Annotated in this window: 12 protein-coding genes and 1 tRNA gene; 3 read left to right on the top strand and 10 right to left on the bottom strand. The window is 35.4% G+C overall.

Features of this window, described 5'->3' with window-relative positions; genetic code table 11:
• Position 1: 1 nt before the first annotated feature.
• From ABD816_RS10535 to ABD816_RS10560, 6 genes are read right to left on the bottom strand one after another with little or no spacing between them, the layout of a single operon-like run.
• Positions 2-1,369: a quinol:cytochrome C oxidoreductase gene (locus ABD816_RS10535; protein ID WP_344927155.1), complete on the bottom strand. Its 1,368-nt coding sequence runs from the start codon at positions 1,367-1,369 to the stop codon at positions 2-4.
• A gap of 41 nt (positions 1,370-1,410) precedes the next feature.
• Complete coding sequence (locus tag ABD816_RS10540) at positions 1,411-2,082, bottom strand: c-type cytochrome (RefSeq protein WP_344927157.1); 672 nt, start codon at positions 2,080-2,082, stop codon at positions 1,411-1,413.
• Positions 2,083-2,087: 5 nt separating this feature from the next.
• Positions 2,088-2,624, bottom strand: coding sequence for a DUF3341 domain-containing protein (locus ABD816_RS10545; protein ID WP_344927158.1), 537 nt, complete (start codon positions 2,622-2,624; stop codon positions 2,088-2,090).
• 5 nt (positions 2,625-2,629) lie between these two features.
• Positions 2,630-4,357: an NrfD/PsrC family molybdoenzyme membrane anchor subunit gene (nrfD, locus tag ABD816_RS10550; RefSeq protein ID WP_344927319.1), complete on the bottom strand. Its 1,728-nt coding sequence runs from the start codon at positions 4,355-4,357 to the stop codon at positions 2,630-2,632.
• A 33-nt stretch (positions 4,358-4,390) separates the two neighbouring features.
• On the bottom strand, positions 4,391-7,531 hold the full coding sequence (locus ABD816_RS10555; protein ID WP_344927160.1) for a TAT-variant-translocated molybdopterin oxidoreductase: 3,141 nt from the start codon (positions 7,529-7,531) through the stop codon (positions 4,391-4,393).
• A gap of 51 nt (positions 7,532-7,582) precedes the next feature.
• On the bottom strand, positions 7,583-8,914 hold the full coding sequence (locus tag ABD816_RS10560; protein WP_344927162.1) for a c-type cytochrome: 1,332 nt from the start codon (positions 8,912-8,914) through the stop codon (positions 7,583-7,585).
• Between the two features lie 234 nt (positions 8,915-9,148).
• Here ABD816_RS10560 and ABD816_RS10565 point away from each other — a divergent pair, with 234 nt between their 5' ends.
• Positions 9,149-9,580, top strand: a complete 432-nt coding sequence (locus tag ABD816_RS10565; protein ID WP_344927164.1) for an SPOR domain-containing protein — start codon at positions 9,149-9,151, stop codon at positions 9,578-9,580.
• Positions 9,581-9,823: 243 nt separating this feature from the next.
• Here ABD816_RS10565 and infB read toward each other — a convergent pair whose 3' ends face one another.
• The 3 genes from infB to rimP are packed head-to-tail and all read right to left on the bottom strand — an operon-like array spanning position 9,824 to position 14,355.
• Positions 9,824-12,601 carry a translation initiation factor IF-2 gene (gene infB / locus ABD816_RS10570; protein WP_344927166.1) on the bottom strand — a complete coding sequence of 926 codons (2,778 nt, stop codon included), beginning with the start codon at positions 12,599-12,601 and terminating at the stop codon, positions 9,824-9,826.
• A gap of 44 nt (positions 12,602-12,645) precedes the next feature.
• Positions 12,646-13,878, bottom strand: coding sequence for a transcription termination factor NusA (gene nusA, locus ABD816_RS10575; protein ID WP_344927167.1), 1,233 nt, complete (start codon positions 13,876-13,878; stop codon positions 12,646-12,648).
• A 12-nt stretch (positions 13,879-13,890) separates the two neighbouring features.
• Positions 13,891-14,355, bottom strand: a complete 465-nt coding sequence (gene rimP / locus ABD816_RS10580) for a ribosome assembly cofactor RimP (protein ID WP_344927169.1) — start codon at positions 14,353-14,355, stop codon at positions 13,891-13,893.
• A gap of 191 nt (positions 14,356-14,546) precedes the next feature.
• Between rimP and ABD816_RS10585 the strand changes: the two genes are divergently transcribed.
• Entirely contained in the window at positions 14,547-15,380 is an 834-nt protein-coding gene (locus tag ABD816_RS10585) for a universal stress protein (RefSeq protein ID WP_344927171.1), read from the top strand.
• Positions 15,381-15,442: 62 nt separating this feature from the next.
• Here ABD816_RS10585 and ABD816_RS10590 read toward each other — a convergent pair.
• Positions 15,443-15,515, bottom strand: a tRNA-Gln gene (locus ABD816_RS10590).
• Positions 15,516-15,756: 241 nt separating this feature from the next.
• Between ABD816_RS10590 and ABD816_RS10595 the strand changes: the two genes are divergently transcribed.
• The gene (locus ABD816_RS10595; protein WP_344927173.1) at positions 15,757-19,383 is read left to right on the top strand and encodes a glycosyltransferase family 117 protein; all 3,627 of its coding nucleotides are present in this window, start codon (positions 15,757-15,759) and stop codon (positions 19,381-19,383) included.
• Position 19,384 lies beyond the last annotated feature (1 nt).

Genomic DNA, 19,384 nt, shown 5'->3' on the forward strand with positions numbered 1-19,384 from the left:
TTTAATAATGGAAGTGTTTACTTTCTTCTATAAAAGGATTACCCTTAGCTAATAATGGAGCTTTTGTTAATGCATTAAACACCACGAATAAGAATATCCCTAAAAACAATAACACAGCACTAATTTCTGGAAGTCCAATAAACCAAGACGTTCCTACGGTCGCTGGCATTACCATATTGAATACATCTACATAATGTCCACATAAGATAACTACTCCAGCCATAACTACAAACCAATTCATACGTTTATAATCACTATTCATTAATAATAGCAATGGGAAAATAAAATTCATTGCTAGCATACCGAAAAAAGGCAATTTATAATCTTCAATTCTAGTTATAAAATAAGTTACTTCTTCAGGAATATTAGAATACCAGATCAACATAAATTGCGAGAACCAAAGGTACGTCCAGAAAATACTGATCCCAAACATAAACTTAGCCAAATCATGTATATGACTATCATTTACAAACTCCATATACCCTTTAGACTTGAGATAAATTGTGATCATGGCAATCGTTGTAATTCCACAAACAAATAGTCCTGCAAAAACATACCATCCGAATAATGTACTAAACCAATGTGGATCAAAACTCATAATCCAATCCCAGGACATCATAGATTCTGTATATATAAAAAACACTAAAAAGGCTGCTGATATTTTGAAACTCTTTTTATACCATTTATTGCCAACTGAATCCTCGTCTTGTTTTCTTGAATATTTAATCGCAAAATGACGATATAACATCCATCCTCCTAAGAAAATGATAGCTCTGATAATAAAACCAGTTCCATTTAACCATCCTGCCTTACCCTGCAAAAGTTTATCTCCTGCAACCACCTCTGGATCTGCCCATACGAACAGATGATTTATATGAAAACCTGACAAAGCAAGTATTATCAGCATTATGATACCTCCAGGTACTAAATACGCAGTAATCGCTTCCATTACTCTAAAAAGAACAGGAGACCATCCTGCTTGTGCTGCGAATTGTATCGCATAAAAAGCAAGTACTCCCAACGAGATCATAAAAAAGAAAAAAGCTGCGATATATAAGGCTGCCCAAGGCTTATTTTGTAACTGATGTAATAAGTGTTCATAATGTGCATCTCCACCGTGAGCATCTTCACCATGAGTTTCTACTTTTGCGTGCTCCTCACCATGTCCAGCTTTGTGAGCATCATCTCCGTGATTATTAGTTGCGTGTGCATCACCATGTTCTCCACCATGAGCATTATGGGCTTTCTCCATCTCCTCCACCTCTTTGATAGAGCTTGGCGTACTAAGAAAGCTTGAACCAAGTCCGATAGCACCAACAACCACAAGAATGATCGAAAATAATTTTAATTTACTTGGTAGCGTATACATATCTTTATAATATCGTTATTCTTAATTTTTAATTCCTAAAACTAGTGAGCTTCTGTTACTTCTGTTTCTGACTCTTGAGATTCCTCTGGGCGTTCTTCAACTGCTGGTATCAAATTTTCAGGAGCCTTTACATCCGTATCTATTCTGGGTGTTTTCCCTTCTAGTTGCGCTTTTAATCGTTGTACATATTGCACAATCTGCCAACGTTCCTCTTCAGTTGTCTGAGAAGCGTAAGAACCCATTGTATTAATACCATAATACATCACATGATAAATACTACCTTCTGTAATTGCTCTACCAACATCATCATAACTAGGAACACCTAAAATCTTTTCTCTTTCTACAAGTGTACCTTTACCATTACCCTTATCACCATGACATATGGCACAATAAATAGTATATAGTTCCATCCCGGCAGCTTCATTTTCTACTGTATATTTTATAGGATTCTTTAACGAATCTTTTGCTAACTGATAGTGCTCATTAGTATTCTTGTAATCATAAGGCATCCATCCTCTAGGAATCGACCCCTCTGCAGGCAATTGAGCCTCCTGACCCGTAGTCCCAAAAACCTCATATTCACCATAGGCTTCATACCCTACAGATTCATACATGTTAGGCATATATTGATAATTAGGTCTCGAGTCCTTTTTACAAGAACCAATACTTATAGTCAGTATTGCTATTACTATTATAATTATACTATTCTTCATTATAACTAATGATTATCGTGCTTATCAATTATTTTAATTTCTACAGCTCCAGTATTACTAAGAAAACCTGTCATAATTTCAATGTCGTGATTAGCAACATCTATCTCCATCAAAAAATGATCATCTGTAGTTCTAACATCAGGATTTTCAGCTTCTTTAAAAGGCCATAATCTACTTCTCATATAAAAAGTAATTACCATTAAGTGAGCAGCAAAAAATACCGTGAGCTCAAACATAATTGGAACAAATGCTGGCATGTTCTCTAAATAACTGAAGCTGGGTTTTCCTCCAATATCCTGTGGCCAATCTTCGATCATTATATAATTCATCATCGTAATTGCCACTGTTAAACCAACACAGCCGTACATAAAAGCCGTGATAGCTAATCTAGTTGGTGCGAGACCCATCGCTTTATCAAGACCGTGTACAGGAAAAGGCGTAAAAACCTCTTCTATATGATAATGTTCTGCCCGAACCTGCTTTACAGCGTCCATTAGGACATCATCATCTGTATATAATGCATGTATAACCTTTGATGCCATACTTTCTAGTTGTTTTTTAATTTTGCTGCCTGACCTGACCAATCATCGCGTTGCGCTCTTCCTGGGAAAGATCCTGTAATACTATCTAATAAATCGTACTCTCTCTTGGTCATTTTACTAACCTGTTCGAAAGTAAAAATACCTAATTCATTTAGTTTAACCTCCATAACCGGCCCTATGCCATTCACTTTTTGAAGATCATCTGCTTTTTGTGTTACAGAATCAAAAGTTCCTATGTTACTCAGAAGCACGTCTAAATTTTCTTGTTTCTTATTAGAATCTATATCCTTAACAATATTTTCAGAGGAAACTTTCACTCCTACTTTAGGAAGTTCATCTCTATGGTCAATTCCTGCTTCTCTTAATTTCTTATATTTCTCTCCTGACGATTTCAAAATTGTTTTTACTTCGGCCTGAGCTATTACAGGGAATGTACGTGCATACAATAAGAATAACACAAAGAAAAACCCAATCGTTCCTATAAATATTCCAATATCAACAAACGTAGGTGAAAACATGGTCCAGGATGAAGGCAAGTAATCTCTATGAAGCGATGTTACAATAATTACAAAACGTTCAAACCACATTCCGATATTCACCACAATTGAAATAAAGAATGAAAACATAATACTTCTTCTCAACTTAGGAAACCACATAAATTGAGGTGAGAATACATTACAAGTCATCATTGCCCAATATGCCCACCAATAAGGTCCAGTTGCTCTGTTCAAAAATGCATACTGTTCGTATTCTACTCCAGAATACCAAGCAACAAATAATTCTGTAATATATGCTACACCAACTATAGAACCAGTAATCATTATTACAATATTCATCAATTCTATATGCTGTATGGTGATATAATTCTCAAGATTAGATACTTTTCTCATAATAATAAGAAGTGTATTTACCATAGCAAATCCAGAGAAAATCGCTCCTGCAACAAAATAAGGAGGAAAGATTGTTGTATGCCACCCAGGTATAACTGACGTCGCAAAATCAAAGGATACTATCGTATGTACTGAAAGTACTAATGGTGTTGCTAAACCTGCAAGCACTAATGATACCTCTTCAAAACGCTGCCAATCTTTTGCTCTACCACTCCAACCAAAAGAAAGTATACTATATATCCTCTTATTAAATGGTGTTATAGCACGATCCCGAATCATTGCAAAATCTGGCAATAAACCTGTCCACCAGAATACCAATGACACAGAAAGATACGTTGATATCGCAAATACATCCCATAATAATGGAGAGTTAAAGTTTACCCATAATGATCCAAACTGATTAGGTATTGGTAATACCCAATATGCCAGCCAAGGCCTTCCCATGTGAATAATTGGAAACAAACCAGCCTGTATTACAGAGAAAATAGTCATTGCCTCTGCAGATCGGTTAATTGCCATTCTCCATTTTTGTCTGAATAATAACAATACAGCAGAAATCAGGGTTCCTGCGTGACCAATACCTACCCACCAAACAAAATTGGTGATATCCCAGGCCCAACCTACTGTTTTATTTAATCCCCAGGTTCCTATACCAGTAGATACTGTATATAATATACATCCTATTCCCCAAAGAAAAGCAACAAGCGCAATGGAAAATACAATCCACCAAGATTTATTTGCTTTCCCCTCTACCGGTGCCGCTACATCCACAGTTACATCGTGGTATGTTTTATCGCCAGTTACTAAGGGTTTTCTTATAGGTGCTTCGTAATGAGACATAATCCTTTATAATTGAATTGGTTCTTTATTTATTTATTAAGCTTTGATTTCTGGCTTGTTTCTGACTTTAGTCTGATACATCACGTTAGGCTTTGTACCTACATGCTCAAGTAAATGATACATACGATCATCTTTTGTAAGCTCAGCGACTTTACTTTTCTTATCATTAATATCTCCAAATGTCATTGCACCAGAAGAACATGCAGCAGAACAAGCTGTCTGGAATTCTCCATCTTCAATAACTCTTCCATCTCTCTTAGCGTCCAAAATAGTTTTCTGCGTCATTTGGATACACATAGAGCATTTTTCCATAACACCTCTGGAGCGTACAGTAACATCAGGATTAAGCACCATACGACCTAAATCGTTGTTCATATGATAATCAAACTCATCGTTGTTATTATACAAGAACCAGTTAAATCTACGTACTTTATATGGACAGTTATTTGCACAATACCTAGTACCCACACAACGGTTATATGCCATGTGATTTTGACCTTGTTTACTATGTGCTGTTGCTCCAACAGGACATACAGTCTCACAAGGTGCATGATTACAATGTTGACACATTACAGGTTGAAAAGCTACTTCTGGGTTATCAGAAGCCATTTCCATCTCACCAAATTCTGACAGAGAGCTTCCTAAACCACTCATATTATTCTTCTTATCATTATCACCTGTAAAAGTTTCCTGAGAAGAATAATAACGATCAATACGTAACCAGTGCATATCTCTTGATCTTCTTATTTCTGATTTACCTACTACAGGAACATTGTTCTCTGCATGGCAAGCAATCACACAAGCACCACATCCCGTACATGCATTTAAATCAATAGAAAGATTGAAATGATGACCAACTGAGCGATCAAACTCATCCCAAAGATCAACCTCTGGGGAAGTTACCTCATATTCTATATGATTTTTACTAACTTCCGGAATTGCATTCCAATCGTGTTTATCTTTTGTATTAAATATTTCAAGCGTAGTTTCTTTAATAATATCACCACGACCCATCAATGTATTATGCAGTTGTACACAAGCAAATTCATGAACACCTTCTGCTGGAGAGAGCGATACCGTCTGTACAGCATTCTGATTTTGATATAAAGAAAAAGCATTGACTCCAACTTGCATATCTTCTTTCAGACCTTCTTTTTTACCATAACCTAAAGCCAATCCAACAGAACCTTTAGCTTGTCCTGGTTGAATAATTACAGGGACTTTAATTGTACTACCTCCTTGGATAGCAATATTAACATAACTTCCATTTAAAGCTCCATTAGCAACATTTTCATTCATAATACCTAACCCCTCCATTTCACTCGCATCAGCTCTGGAAACGGTTAGATAATTATCCCAGGAAGCTCTGGTAATTGGATCTGGCATCTCTTGTAACCAAGGGTTATTGGCCTGCTGACCATCTCCAAGGGATGTTTTTGTATATAATGTGAGTTCTAATCCTTTTGACTTTGCAGAAGACAATCTTCTAGCGGCTGCACCAACATTAGGCCCTACCGGAATAGCTGTCTCTATAGTATTATCTGTTAATTCTCCTTCTGGAGTATCAATAGCAGTTTCTAATTCTTGTTTAGCAAATACAGGTTTTACTAATACTCCATCATGTAAAGCCTGATTCCATGAAGTTCCTCCGAGAACACCTGTCCAAGCATTTTTTATATAATCTGTGTATGTGCTAGTATTTCCAGTCCACCTTAGTAAGGTTTCCTGAAACTGACGTGTATTAAATAAAGGCCTTATGGTAGGTTGCATTAAACTATAGCTACCTTTTTTAAGTTCTACATCACCCCAGGATTCTAAATAATGGGGTGTAGTAGCGATATAGTTACATAAAGAAGATGTTTCATCAGTATGCATACTAAATGCAACAGAAACTTCAACTTTTTCTAATCCTGATTTAAATTCAGCAGCATTAGGTAATGAATAAACAGGGTTAACTCCTGCTATCAACAATCCACCCACTACTCCGGCATTCATATCTGATATGAGCTGAGTAACAGCTTTTGCGTCACCCTGACGAATTCTGCGTGGAGTATCTTTACTAAAAGCTCTACTATTTATATGTTTATTAATTGCTAAAACTAACAATTGCGCATCTACATCCTGAATTCCAGAAACTACAACTGCATTACCCTTAGCGCTGTTAATTTGTTTCACTGCTTTTAATACTTCTGCTTCGAGTTTAGCATCTAATGTACTAGTAGACCCTGAACCTGTTATCCTTGAATATAATGCAGCTAATATTTGTTTTTGTTGCGTAGGAGTAGCCTGAACTCTTTTATCAGCATTTGCCCCTGACAGTGACATATTTGCTTCAAAATGAATATGCCTAGACATTTTTCCATTTTTAGGAATACGTCCTTTTGCATAACCACTATCATATCCTCCTCCTTGCCAATCTCCAAGAAAATCCGCACCTACACTTACTATGGTATTTACTTTCGAAAAATCATAATCTGCTAAAGCTCTTTCTCCATACATCAATTGATATGCATCCAATGCTTCACTTGAAGAAATCGTATCATATACTACATGAGAAACATTACCATACTTAGCTTTGAATTCTGAAATTAACTTAGCAGTAGAAGGACTAGCAAAAGTTTGTGTCAACAACACTATTTTCTTACCACCCAAGTTCTTCAACTTAGCTCCTACCTCAGCATCCAATTCTTTCCAACTAATATCTTTACCTGATTTTTTAGGATCTTGTAAACGCGATTGATCATACAAAGACAAAACTGAAGCATGAACTCTGGCATTAGCATCACCATTAGTCGTTGCTAAGTCGTTGTTCTCAACTTTAATTGGACGTCCTTCTCTAGTTTTGATTAATATACTTGCAAAGTCAAACCCATCTGCAATTGTTGTCGCATAATAATTTGCAACGCCAGGAATGATTCTTTCTGGCTGAACAACATACGGTATTGATTTAACAACTGGACCTTCACATGCCGCTAATGAAGCAGCTGCAGTACTAAAACCTACATATTTAAGAAAATCTCGACGCGTAGTCGAAGAATTCTCCAGAGATGATTTATCACCTAAAAACTCATCTGTAGGAATCTCCTTTACAAATTCATTTTGTTGTAGCGTCTCAACAATAGAGCTATTTTCGTTTAGCTCTTCAACACTTTTCCAGTATTTCTTGTTTGATGACATATATAATTGATATTAGCTTCTTACTATTTCCGAGACCGGATTACTTTGTTATTAATAATGGCACTTGCCACATTCTAGACCACCCATTTGAGCAGCTGTTAACTTATCAACACCGTATTTTTTTGACAATTCCTCATGAATTTTTTCATAATACTCATTGCCTTCAACTTTCACGTTTGTTTCTCTATGACAATTTATACACCACCCCATTGTTAAAGGTGCATGTTGATACATAATTTCCATTTCCTCTACAGGACCGTGACATTTCTGACATTCTATTCCTGCTACACTTACGTGCTGCGAGTGATTAAAATAAGCAAAATCAGGTAGATTATGAATACGAACCCACTTCACCGGCTCTGTTTTACCTGTATAGGACTGCGTTGATTCATCCCATCCTACAGCCTTATAAAGTTTTTGTATTTCTCCGTCGTAGAATTCTTTAGAATATTCTTCTGTCGCAGTTGCTTCTGCAACCTCACCGATAGATTTATGACAATTCATGCAAACATTTAGCGAAGGAATTCCTGAATGTTTTGATACCCTGGCAGAAGAATGACAATATTTACATTCTATCTGATTATCTCCTGCGTGAATCTTATGAGAGTAATGAATAGGTTGAATTGGCTGATACCCTTGATCAATACCTACCTGCATTACAAATCCATATACAAAATAAGCACTGGATAATAATAAGAATATCGCTGTTACTAAAACTAAAAATTGATTCTGAACAAAAGCTTTCCAGATTGGGGTTCTTTTTTCTGCTTCTGGAATTACAACCCCATTAGCCGCAGCAAAACTTCTTAGTGTTTTATTTACTAAAAACAATACAACCACCAACATTAAAAACACCAATGCCAGTGCTGCCAAAACAAGATTAGAAGAAACTCCAGAACCTCCACTAGTTCCAGCTCCATTATCAACAGTTGTTCCACCAGACACAGCAACTTCAGCTTTTGGCACCATTACATATGCCAAAATATCATCGATATCATTATTAGACAATTGAGGAAATGCGTTCATCGCAGTTTTGTTATACTCCTCATAGATTGCTATTGCTGCAGCATCACCAGAAGCGATCATTGCTGCACTGTTTTTAATCCAAGAATATAGCCATTCTGTACTATGTCTATCTGTTACTCCAAAAAGTGCAGGACCTGTTGCTCTTTTGTATCGCTTGTGACAAGAAGCACAAAGTGATTTAAATAACGCCTCTCCTTTTGCTATATCTCCACCAGCTGCAACTTCCTCTGTTGCCGCTGCTTCTTCGGTAGTAGCTACCTCATCCTGTGCAAAAACAGGACTAAAAAATGTAACTAAAAAAACAGTTCCTAAAAAAAGGATTCTGGAGGCAGAATTTCGGTATTTAACCTGTTTCATATTGTTAAGTAGAATTATCGTCTAAATTTTGGTACGGTTTTTTCTTATTTATAAAACAAAGATGCAAAACCAACGCATTTTAATTCGTCTGCAAAAATAGCATAATAAGTCGATTTTAGAAATGTTAGCGAATGCTTCGGTATTAATTTATAATAATTCTAAATAATATTTTTTTAAGATTTTGAGTTATTAAACTTTACCTTTACACCAAATCTATTTGTAATGAGAATTTTAATGAAAAAAAACACCATTTTACTTGCTGGTTTATGTTTAACTGGAACCGCATTTATAAAAGCACAAGATACAAATAACTCAAATGGTTTTACTACCGCAGAAGTGATAAGCCAACCTGATCCAAAAGTTACAATAAATCAAGATCCTAAAATAAAAATGTTATTGGATATCAAAACTAAACTGGATGAAACCGGGGTGCTTAGCGAAAACTATAAGGTTCAACTGTTTTACGGAAATATCACAAAAGCAAACGAAATATTAAATAAGGCTACCGCTGCATTCCCACAATGGAAATCTGATATCATTTGGGAAACTCCTAATTACAAAGTATGGATAGGCACATACAGAACTAGAATTGAAGCTGACAGAGCTCTAAAAGAAATCAGAACAGAATTCCCTAATGCGTTTAGCTTCAAACCTGAAAAAAGCTAATCTGAAATTACCATCATAACACGTTATTATTAACAGCATTTTTCCCTAATATTATACTGTATTACAAAAAACACAAATAGAACCCAGGTCTTTATTTCTAAGGAATTATTTTTACGTTGAATTTTTCATCTATATAATTTCACCGAACTTAAAAATTCCCAAACAAACATTTATTATAAAAGTAAAGCCCGATATTCTTTTTTAGAATATCGGGCTTTACTTTTATTGTTATTTTCTCAAAGATTACAATTTCTTCTTAACAGCAACTTCCTGATAAGCCTCTATAACATCTCCGATTCTTATATCATTGTAGTTTTTAATCTGTATACCACAATCGTATCCTTTTGCTACTTCTTTCACATCATCTTTAAACCTTTTTAAAGATGCAAATGTACCCGTGTAAACCACGACACTTTCTCTAATTACTCGAATCCCTGAATTACGGAAGATTTTACCAGTCATTACCATACAACCAGCGATGGTTCCGACTTTAGAAATCTTAAATGTCTCTCTAATCTCCGCAGTACCAGTAATTTCCTCTTTCATTACAGGAGAAAGCATTCCCTCCATTGCATCCTTTAGATCATTAATCGCATCATAGATAATAGAATATGTTCTGATATCAATTTCTTCTTTATCAGCTACCGTTCTGGCATTACCAGCCGGACGTACATTAAACCCTATAATAATAGCATCAGATGCAGAGGCTAATAACACGTCACTTTCTGTGATAGCACCGACTGCTTTATGTATAATATTCACATGAATCTCTTCTGTAGATAATTTCTGGAAAGAATCAGTCAAAGCTTCAACAGAACCATCCACATCACCTTTTAGAATTATATTCAACTCCTTAAAGTCTCCTAATGCAATCCTACGTCCAATCTCATCAAGTGTTATATGTCTCTGAGTACGCACAGATTGTTCCCTGTGCAATTGAGCACGTTTAGCAGCTATATCTTTAGCTTCTCTCTCATCTTCTAACACACTAAACTTATCACCAGCCTGTGGCGCACCATCTAAACCTAATATTGATACAGGTGTAGAAGGTCCCGCTTCTTTCACATTATTACCACGCTCATCCTGCATTGCTTTTACCTTACCACTATTTTTACCAGCAAGCACATAATCACCAACGCGCAATGTTCCTGCCTGAACTAAGATAGTAGACACATATCCTCGACCTTTGTCAAGGAATGCTTCAACTACAGTTCCCGCAGCTAATCTATCAGGGTTTGCTTTGAGCTCTAATAACTCAGCTTCTAATAAAACTTTTTCTAATAACTCTTTGACCCCTAAACCTGTTTTAGCAGAAATATCATGGGATTGGATTTTTCCACCCCAATCTTCAACCAATAAATTCATTGAAGCTAACTTCTCTTTTATCTTTTCAGGATTAGCTTCTGGCCTATCAACTTTGTTAATAGCAAAAATTATAGGAACTCCAGCAGCCTGTGCATGACTAATTGCTTCTTTTGTCTGTGGCATTACGTCATCATCTGCTGCTATCACAATAATTGCTAAATCCGTTACTTGCGCACCACGAGCACGCATTGCAGTAAAGGCCTCGTGTCCTGGCGTATCCAAAAATGCTATTTTTTGACCATTTCCTAGTTGCACTCCATACGCACCAATGTGCTGAGTAATTCCCCCACTCTCTCCGGCAATTACATTTTCTTCCCGAATATGATCTAATAAAGATGTTTTACCATGATCAACATGTCCCATCACTGTTACAATAGGTGCTCTGGTAATCAAATCTTCTGGCGAATCTACAATCTCTTCAATAGATTCTTCTATATCAGAACTTACAAAATCAACTTCAAAACCAAATTCATCTGCCACAATAGAAAGTGTCTCTGCATCCAATCGCTGATTCATCGTCACCATAATACCGAGCGACATACAAGCAGAAATCACTTGAGTAGTAGGCACATCCATCATAGTTGCAACTTCTGACACAGTAACAAACTCAGTTACTTTAATAACTTTACTTTCTTGTTCTTGCTGTGCTACATCATCTTCAGCCTTTTGACGGTGCTGATCTCTCTTATCTCTACGATACTTAGCTGCTTTTGATTTACTAGACTTTCCTTGTAGTTTTTCTAGTGTTTCTCTTACTTGTTTTTGTACTTCTTCTTCGCTAGGCTCTTCCTTCACAACTGCAGCAGGTCTTCTTCCCTTTGCAGATCCACGTCCTCCGCCCTTATTACCAGGGCCTCGGTTTCCTCCAGGTCCTCTAGAGTTCCTATTGGCTGTTGTTCCGGGCTTGGTACCTTCTTTACTGATTCTGCGACGACGTTTCTTAGGATCTCCTGTCTTGTCGTCTTTCTTTTTAACTGGCTTTTTAAACTTAGTTAAATCTATTTTTTGTCCTGTGAAATTAGGACCATCTAATTTTTTATATTGCGTTTCAACCTTAACAGGTTCTGCAGGCGCTTCAGGCTCTTGCGATGTAGCTTGCGTTTCCTCTTTAGCAGCAGATGCAGATTGTTCCTGTGATTTCGCTTTTTTCTGCTCTAAATCGATAGGAGCTACTTTAGATATCTTAATTCCTTTTTTAACAGGTCTGTTTGAAACCACCTCTGGTTCAGGATTTTTCGCAACCTCTTTTACAGGAGGCGTCTCCTTTTCTTCCTTTGGTTTTTCCTCTTTGACAACAGGTTTTTTATCTAAATCGATTTTACCTACCTGTTTAGGACCACTTAATTGCGTTTTTGCTTTTATGACTTCACGAGCCTCAATACGCTTACGCTTTTCCTCCTGCTCTGTCTCAATCTGCACACGCAATGCTTCTTTTTCCTTTTTCTTCTCTTCACCCACCTCTTTTGAAGCGACCTTTTTACTCTTATCTGTTTGGAACTCGTCAAACAAGAGTTGATAAATCTCTGAAGAAATTTTTGTGGTAGGGCGTGAATCGATCTCATGACCTTTTGAATTCAAAAAGTCAACAGCCCGATCCAACGATATGTTAAATTCACGCAATACCTTATTTAATCTCATTGTTTTTGCTTCAGCCATAAATGCCTCTTATTTTGTGCTCAAATATAAATTAATTGAAGTTATTAATCCTCAAATTCTGATTTTAATATCTTCATAACATCACTTACAGTCTCTTCTTCAAGATCTGTTCTTTTTACTAAATCTCCGATTTCCTGCTCTAAAATACTCTTTGCAGTATCTAATCCAATCTTAGCAAACTCTTCTATAACCCAAGATTCTATCTCATCTGAAAACTCAGATAACTCTACATCCTCTTCTACTCCTTCTCTAAATACATCAATCTCATAACCAGTTAACTGACCTGCCAATCTAATATTGTGACCACCACGACCAATTGCTTTAGAAACCTCTTCTGGCTTTAACATTACTTCTGCGCGACTTTTCTCCTCATCAATCTTGATCGAAGTTACCTTTGCAGGACTTAACGCTCTGGTTATAAACAACTGTAGATTATTTGTGTAATTAATCACGTCAATGTTTTCATTACCTAATTCTCTCACAATTCCATGGATTCTAGAACCTTTCATTCCGACACAAGCACCCACAGGATCAATCCTATCGTCATAAGAATCAACCGCAACCTTAGCTTTCTCACCAGGTATTCTAACAACTTTCTTAACAGTAATTAAACCATCAAACACTTCAGGAATCTCTGATTCAAATAATTTCTCCAAAAATAAAGGAGAAGTTCTAGACATTATAATCGCAGGCTTATTACCTTTTAATTCCACTGATTCTATAATTCCACGTACATTTTCTCCTTTTCTAAAAAAATCAGTTGGAATTTGTCTTTCTTTTGGAAGAATAACTTCATTCCCTTCATCATCTAACAATATAATAGCTCTGTGTCTAATATGATGTACTTCTGCTGTATATATTTCTCCCTCTAATTCTTTAAATTGCTTATATATATTAGTGTTATCGTGCTCATGAATTTTAGAAATCAAATTTTGACGTAACGCCAAGATTGAACGTCTTCCCAAATGAATTAACTTAACCTCCTCAGACACATCCTCTCCGACTTCAAAATCCGGTTCTATTTTTCTAGCCTGTGTTATGGAAATCTCTTGATTATCATCTTCTACCTCACCATCACCAACTACGACACGATTTCTCCATATCTCTAAATCACCCTTATCTGGATTTATAATAATATCAAAATTATCGTCACTTCCGAACTTTTTCTTTAATGCATTTCTAAATACATCCTCTAAGATCGCCATTAGTGTCACACGATCGATTAACTTGTCATCTTTAAATTCTGAAAATGATTCTATTAAAGCGATATTTTCCATATCAATTTATAATTAAAATGTTATCATAACTTTTGCTTCTTCTATATCATCATATGAAATAGAAGCTTCTTTGGTTACTGTTATTTTTCCTTTTCCTATTGGTTTTGGCTCTCTGGCTTTCCACACCAAATTAATATCTTTATCCGTTACAGAAATTAATTTACCTTCTATTACTTCATCTTTTGTATGAACCTTTAACGTTCTACCTACATTTTTTTTGTATTGCCTCCTATGTCGTAAACCTTCAGAAACGCCTGCTGACATAACTTCGAGCGCAAAATCTTCTTCTTCTCGATCTAAATTGTGCTCTACAGCCCGACTAACCGCAATACAATCTTCCACAGTCACTCCCGCATCACCATCAATGACAATCTCTATCCGATTACCAGGGAAAACAGTATAATCGATAAGAAACAATGATTCCCTCTCTTCTAATGCGGCTTCTAATAAACTATGTGCTTTTTCTTTTAACGACATACCTAGATAAAAAGAGGGGACTTTAACGTCCCCTCAATTTGGTTTTTTAATTTCAACGGTGCAAAGATAGTAATAATATCTTATATTCAAAACGTTGATAAGAATGATTTTATTTGTAACTTTAAGTAGTTCAAAAAAATAATCTCTATTTTATCATAACTACACAACCTCTTTAAAAAACACAAATCACCATGGCAAAAAAAATTTTAGTTCCAACTGACTTCTCTCATCAAGCAGAAAGCGCATTAAAAGTAGCAGCACAGATAGCTAAAAAAAATGACAGTCAAATATACCTGCTTCATATCATAGAACTCCCAGTGCATTTAGTTGATTTAATGTCTTCTAACCGAACTCCTCCGGGTCCCGAGGCTGTATTATTTATGAAACAAACTCATAAAAAGTTTGAAGAAATCATGGCAAGCGATTACCTAGATGGTATTGAAGTTATTGAGACTGTAAGTTTTGAAAATGTACTCGATGGAATTATGAATTCTTGTGAGAAAAACAATATTGACATGATCATAATGGGATCTCACGGATCCTCAGGTTTTGAAGAATTATTTATAGGGTCTAATGCAGAAAAAGTCGTACGAACAGCTAAGCAGCCTGTACTTGTGATAAAAGAAGATTGTGATATTTTTGCTGTAGATGACATTGTCTACGCTACAAATTTTGATGACGAAGACAAGCCTTCTTTAATCAATGCACATGAGTTTGCTAAGCAATTAAATGCAAAACTTCATCTCGTATGGATTAATACTTCAAACAATTTTAAAACAACGACACAGACTGAGGTAAAAATGAACGCAATGCTATCAGGTCTTACAATTGAAAATTATACACTCAATATCTATAATGACATCAACGTAGAAAAGGGGATATTTAATTTCTCTAATTCAGTTAAAGCTGGCATTATAGGAATCAGTACTCATGGAAGGAAAGGAATATCTCATTTTATTAACGGAAGCCTGGGTGAGGATGTAGTAAATCATGCAAAAAGACCGGTATTAACCTTCAAAATTTAACAAAAACACATCATTATAAAAACAATAACCCCTTAATCAAAGTAGAATAAGGGGTTATTAAGTTGGTCTACTAGGGCTCGAACCTAGACTCTTCTGTACCAAAAACAGACGTGTTGCCAGTTACACCATAGACCAATACGCGTTAGCGGATGCAAATTTAAAACTTTCTTTTACGTATACAAACATTTTCTTTACTTTTTTAATCACTATTTAAAAAAAGTCCCGAGTTTTGATTTCCGAAATCAGTTCTATGATCTCTTAATACAATTTTAAAAGATCATAAAATATAAACTTCTGTTAAGCGTTTGCTAAAAAAACTAAAGAGAACGTATTTTTATTACTAAATTCGCCACACTTTATATAACAGAAAGATTTTATGAGTTCATTCAACTTCACTAAGTGGAATAAGATATTAGGATGGGTAGTTTTTGGAATTGCCCTTTGCGTATACGCACTCACTGTAGAACCCACAGCTAGTTTTTGGGATGCTGGTGAATATATAGCAACTTCCTCAAAACTTCAGGTAGGGCATCCACCAGGTGCTCCTTTATTCCAGATGATCGGTGCATTTGCTTCTATTTTTGCATCTGATCCTACTCAAATTGCCCTTGTAGTTAATATGACCTCAGCTTTTGCCAGCGCATTAACTATTCTTTTTATGTTTTGGTCTATTACCATTTTGATTAGAAAACTAATTCTTCAAGACGAAAAATTAACCGAAGGAAAAGCAATAGCGGTTTTAGGTAGTGCTTTTGTCGGCTCATTGGCCTTTACATTTACCGATAGTTTCTGGTTTAATGCAGTAGAGGCAGAAGTATATGCTATGGCTACTTGTATCCTATCTGTTTTATTTTACCTAGGTCTTCTATGGGAAAGAGATATGCATAAACCCAGAGGGAATAGATGGCTCATCTTAATTGCTTTTGTTGCCGGACTTTCTTTTGGAATTCACTTTATGGGGTTATTATCAATTCCTGCTATAGGACTCCTTTATTATTTCAAAAATTATAAGAAAATAACATTTCTGAATTTTATTATTGCTAATGTCGTTGTTGTAGCTATTCTACTGTTTATTTTTAAATTACTACTTCCTTCTACTTTAAAACTTTTTGGAAATGCTGAAGTTTTCTTTGTAAATAGCTTGAATCTTCCATTTAATTCAGGTACAATTATTGTCGGGCTTGCTATTGCCGCCGCATTTTATTTTGGAATTAGAAGAACAAGAAGAACAGGAGAGGCAAGAATGCATATAGCTACAATTCAGCTTCTATTAGCCCTGATATCTATAAAAATTATAATTTATGACATTATATATGGATTATTGATTTTGAACGATTTTAGTATTCCTTATTTATTCTCAATGTCTATCCTTATTGTTATTGCAACTATTACTTTTAAATTTCCTTTATGGAATAAAGAAATTAAGGATTCTACACTTATCATAAATATACTTTTTATCGCACTAGGTTTACATTTTAACTGGACACTTATATTATTAGCCATAATAGTCATTACCATATCATTTATTTTTGATAAGTACGGCTTTCGTATTAAATTCTCACAATTAAATACACTACTTCTTTGCGTTACGTTTATTCTAATTGGCTTTTCTTGTTGGATTATGCTGCCAATCCGAGCCAATGCAGGTACAGTGATTAATGAGAACAATCCTAACAATGCCAGAGAACTTCTGGCATACTACAACCTGGAACAATATCCTGAAACTCACCTGTTCTATGGTCCTCAATTTACAGAAATATACGCTGGCCTCGATAAAGATGATCCTTATGATGATGATAAGAAGAAATATGAAAAGGATGTTGAAGCTGGAAAATATATCGTCGTTAACGACTGGAAAAATGCAAAACAGAATATTGACAAAAACCATAGAGCAATATTACCCAGAATGTGGAGCACAGAACACATTGCTAATTATATGGACTTTACCGGGCCTATTAAATTTACTATTAAACCAGAATTTAGTGATGAACCAGAATTGCTAGAAGCAGTGACCCAATTTAGAAGAGAATATGCTGTTGGAAAACTAGATAATGATGATTATAACAAATTCTTAAAATCATTTGGTGATTATATTGATGTTCAGAAACCTTCACTAGCATCCAATCTTTCTTATTTATTCGAATATCAAATGGGCTATATGTACTGGCGTTATTTTATGTGGAATTTTACCGGGAGACAAGATGACAATCAAGGTCAATACACCAATCTGGAAGGAAATTGGTTAAGTGGAATTAAGTTTATCGATGAGATGCACTTAGGCTCACAAGATAATTTACCATCGGATGTAACAAAAAATAAAGCTCGTAATACCTATTACTTCTTACCCCTACTACTTGGGCTTATAGGCTTTGTTTTTCAAATGCAACGGGATAAGAAAAACTTCTGGGTATTGTTAGTATTCTTTTTATTTACCGGATTAGCATTAAAAATCTATCTTAATGAAAGACCTTTTGAACCTAGAGAACGTGACTATGCATTAGTGGGCTCTTTCTATATTTTTGCTATATGGATAGGATTTGGTGTCTATGCTCTGTTTGATATGTTAAAAACTTATCTAAAGCCTAAAATATTGGCACCTATGATCACGGCAATATGCTTTTTAGCAGTTCCAATGCTATTAGCAGCAGAAAATTGGGATGACCATGACCGCTCCAATAGATATACGGCACAAGCTATGGCAAAAATGTATCTCCAATCCTGTCAGGAAGATGCTATTTTATTTACTATCGGTGATAATGACACCTTTGCCCTATGGTATGCACAAGAGATTGAAGAATACCGTACAGATGTGCGTACTGTTAATACGAGTCTTTTTGCTACAGATTGGTATATAGACCAGATGAAGAAGGCTGCTTATAATGGAAAACCTATTCCATCACAATTGACACACGATTTTTATCGTTTTGGCAATAATGACGCCATTTATTATAAGCCAGTCACTAATGACACTATGCTCATTAAAAACTGGATGCGCTGGATAGAATCGAGCGACAACAGAACCAAAGGTGATTTATCTAATGGAAAGAAGGTGAATACATTTCCAACCAAACACATCAGAATACCTGTTGATAAGGAGGCAGTATTAAGAAATGGTATCGTACCTAAAGAAGACGCAGATCTTATTGTGCCTTATATAGACATACATCTCAAAGGAGATTTAGTATTTAAAAATCGTCTTTTAATGCTGGATATTATTGCTAATAATAATTGGGAACGACCCATATACTTTACCGGAGGTAGTTTTGGTGATGACGATTATTTATGGATGAAGGATTACCTTCAATTAGATGGTGTAACTTATAAATTGGTTCCTATACGAACTCCGATAGATAAACAAAATCCATATGAAATGGGTAGAATAGATACGGATGTTATGTATAAAAATGTAACTAGTTGGGACTGGGGTAATAGCGAAGACCCTAATATCTACCACGATCCAGAAACACGTAAAAATTCGATTACCTATAGAAGTAATTTAGCGAGACTGGTTAACACATTAATTGAAGAAAGAAAATTAGTTAAAGCCAAAGAAATTCTAGATTTAGGTATGGAAAAAATGCCCATAGAATACTATGAGTTCTATACGTTATTAGAACCCTATGTGAGCGGATACTATCAAGTGGGAGAAAAAGAAAAAGCCAGAAATTTATGGAATAAAATAGCCGAAAAATATCAAGAACAACTCACTTATTTTGGTAGTTTAAGTTTAAAAGAGCAACGAGATTATGCAAGCGAAATATATAGTAATGCAGAACGTTACCGAAGTATTGTAAATTTATTACTTATCAATGGAGACCGAGAAATTATTGAAGAAAAAGCAGATGAATTCAATAGATATCTTCGATTATTTACTGACCTATACTCTAAGGATGAAGAGTATGACAAGAACGAAAACAATGACACCTTAGAAAATAATTTGCCAGAGGAAATTCTAGACAATATAAAAGTACAGGATAGTTTTGATAGTGTTCCTAAACTATAAA

This window comes from Aquimarina addita (assembly GCF_039539305.1).
GTDB lineage: Bacteria > Bacteroidota > Bacteroidia > Flavobacteriales > Flavobacteriaceae > Aquimarina > Aquimarina addita.

Bases quoted from the DNA above. Each gene is read 5' to 3' on its own strand.
- ABD816_RS10540 (WP_344927157.1), bottom strand. From the start codon at position 2,082: ATGAAGAATAGTATAATTATAATAGTAATAGCAATACTGACTATAAGT.
- ABD816_RS10555 (WP_344927160.1), bottom strand. From the start codon at position 7,531: ATGTCATCAAACAAGAAATACTGGAAAAGTGTTGAAGAGCTAAACGAA.
- ABD816_RS10560 (WP_344927162.1), bottom strand. From the start codon at position 8,914: ATGAAACAGGTTAAATACCGAAATTCTGCCTCCAGAATCCTTTTTTTA.
- rimP (WP_344927169.1), bottom strand. From the start codon at position 14,355: ATGTCGTTAAAAGAAAAAGCACATAGTTTATTAGAAGCCGCATTAGAA.
- ABD816_RS10545 (WP_344927158.1), bottom strand. From the start codon at position 2,624: ATGGCATCAAAGGTTATACATGCATTATATACAGATGATGATGTCCTA.
- ABD816_RS10565 (WP_344927164.1), top strand. From the start codon at position 9,149: ATGAAAAAAAACACCATTTTACTTGCTGGTTTATGTTTAACTGGAACC.
- nusA (WP_344927167.1), bottom strand. From the start codon at position 13,878: ATGGAAAATATCGCTTTAATAGAATCATTTTCAGAATTTAAAGATGAC.
- infB (WP_344927166.1), bottom strand. From the start codon at position 12,601: ATGGCTGAAGCAAAAACAATGAGATTAAATAAGGTATTGCGTGAATTT.
- ABD816_RS10535 (WP_344927155.1), bottom strand. From the start codon at position 1,369: ATGTATACGCTACCAAGTAAATTAAAATTATTTTCGATCATTCTTGTG.
- ABD816_RS10585 (WP_344927171.1), top strand. From the start codon at position 14,547: ATGGCAAAAAAAATTTTAGTTCCAACTGACTTCTCTCATCAAGCAGAA.
- ABD816_RS10595 (WP_344927173.1), top strand. From the start codon at position 15,757: ATGAGTTCATTCAACTTCACTAAGTGGAATAAGATATTAGGATGGGTA.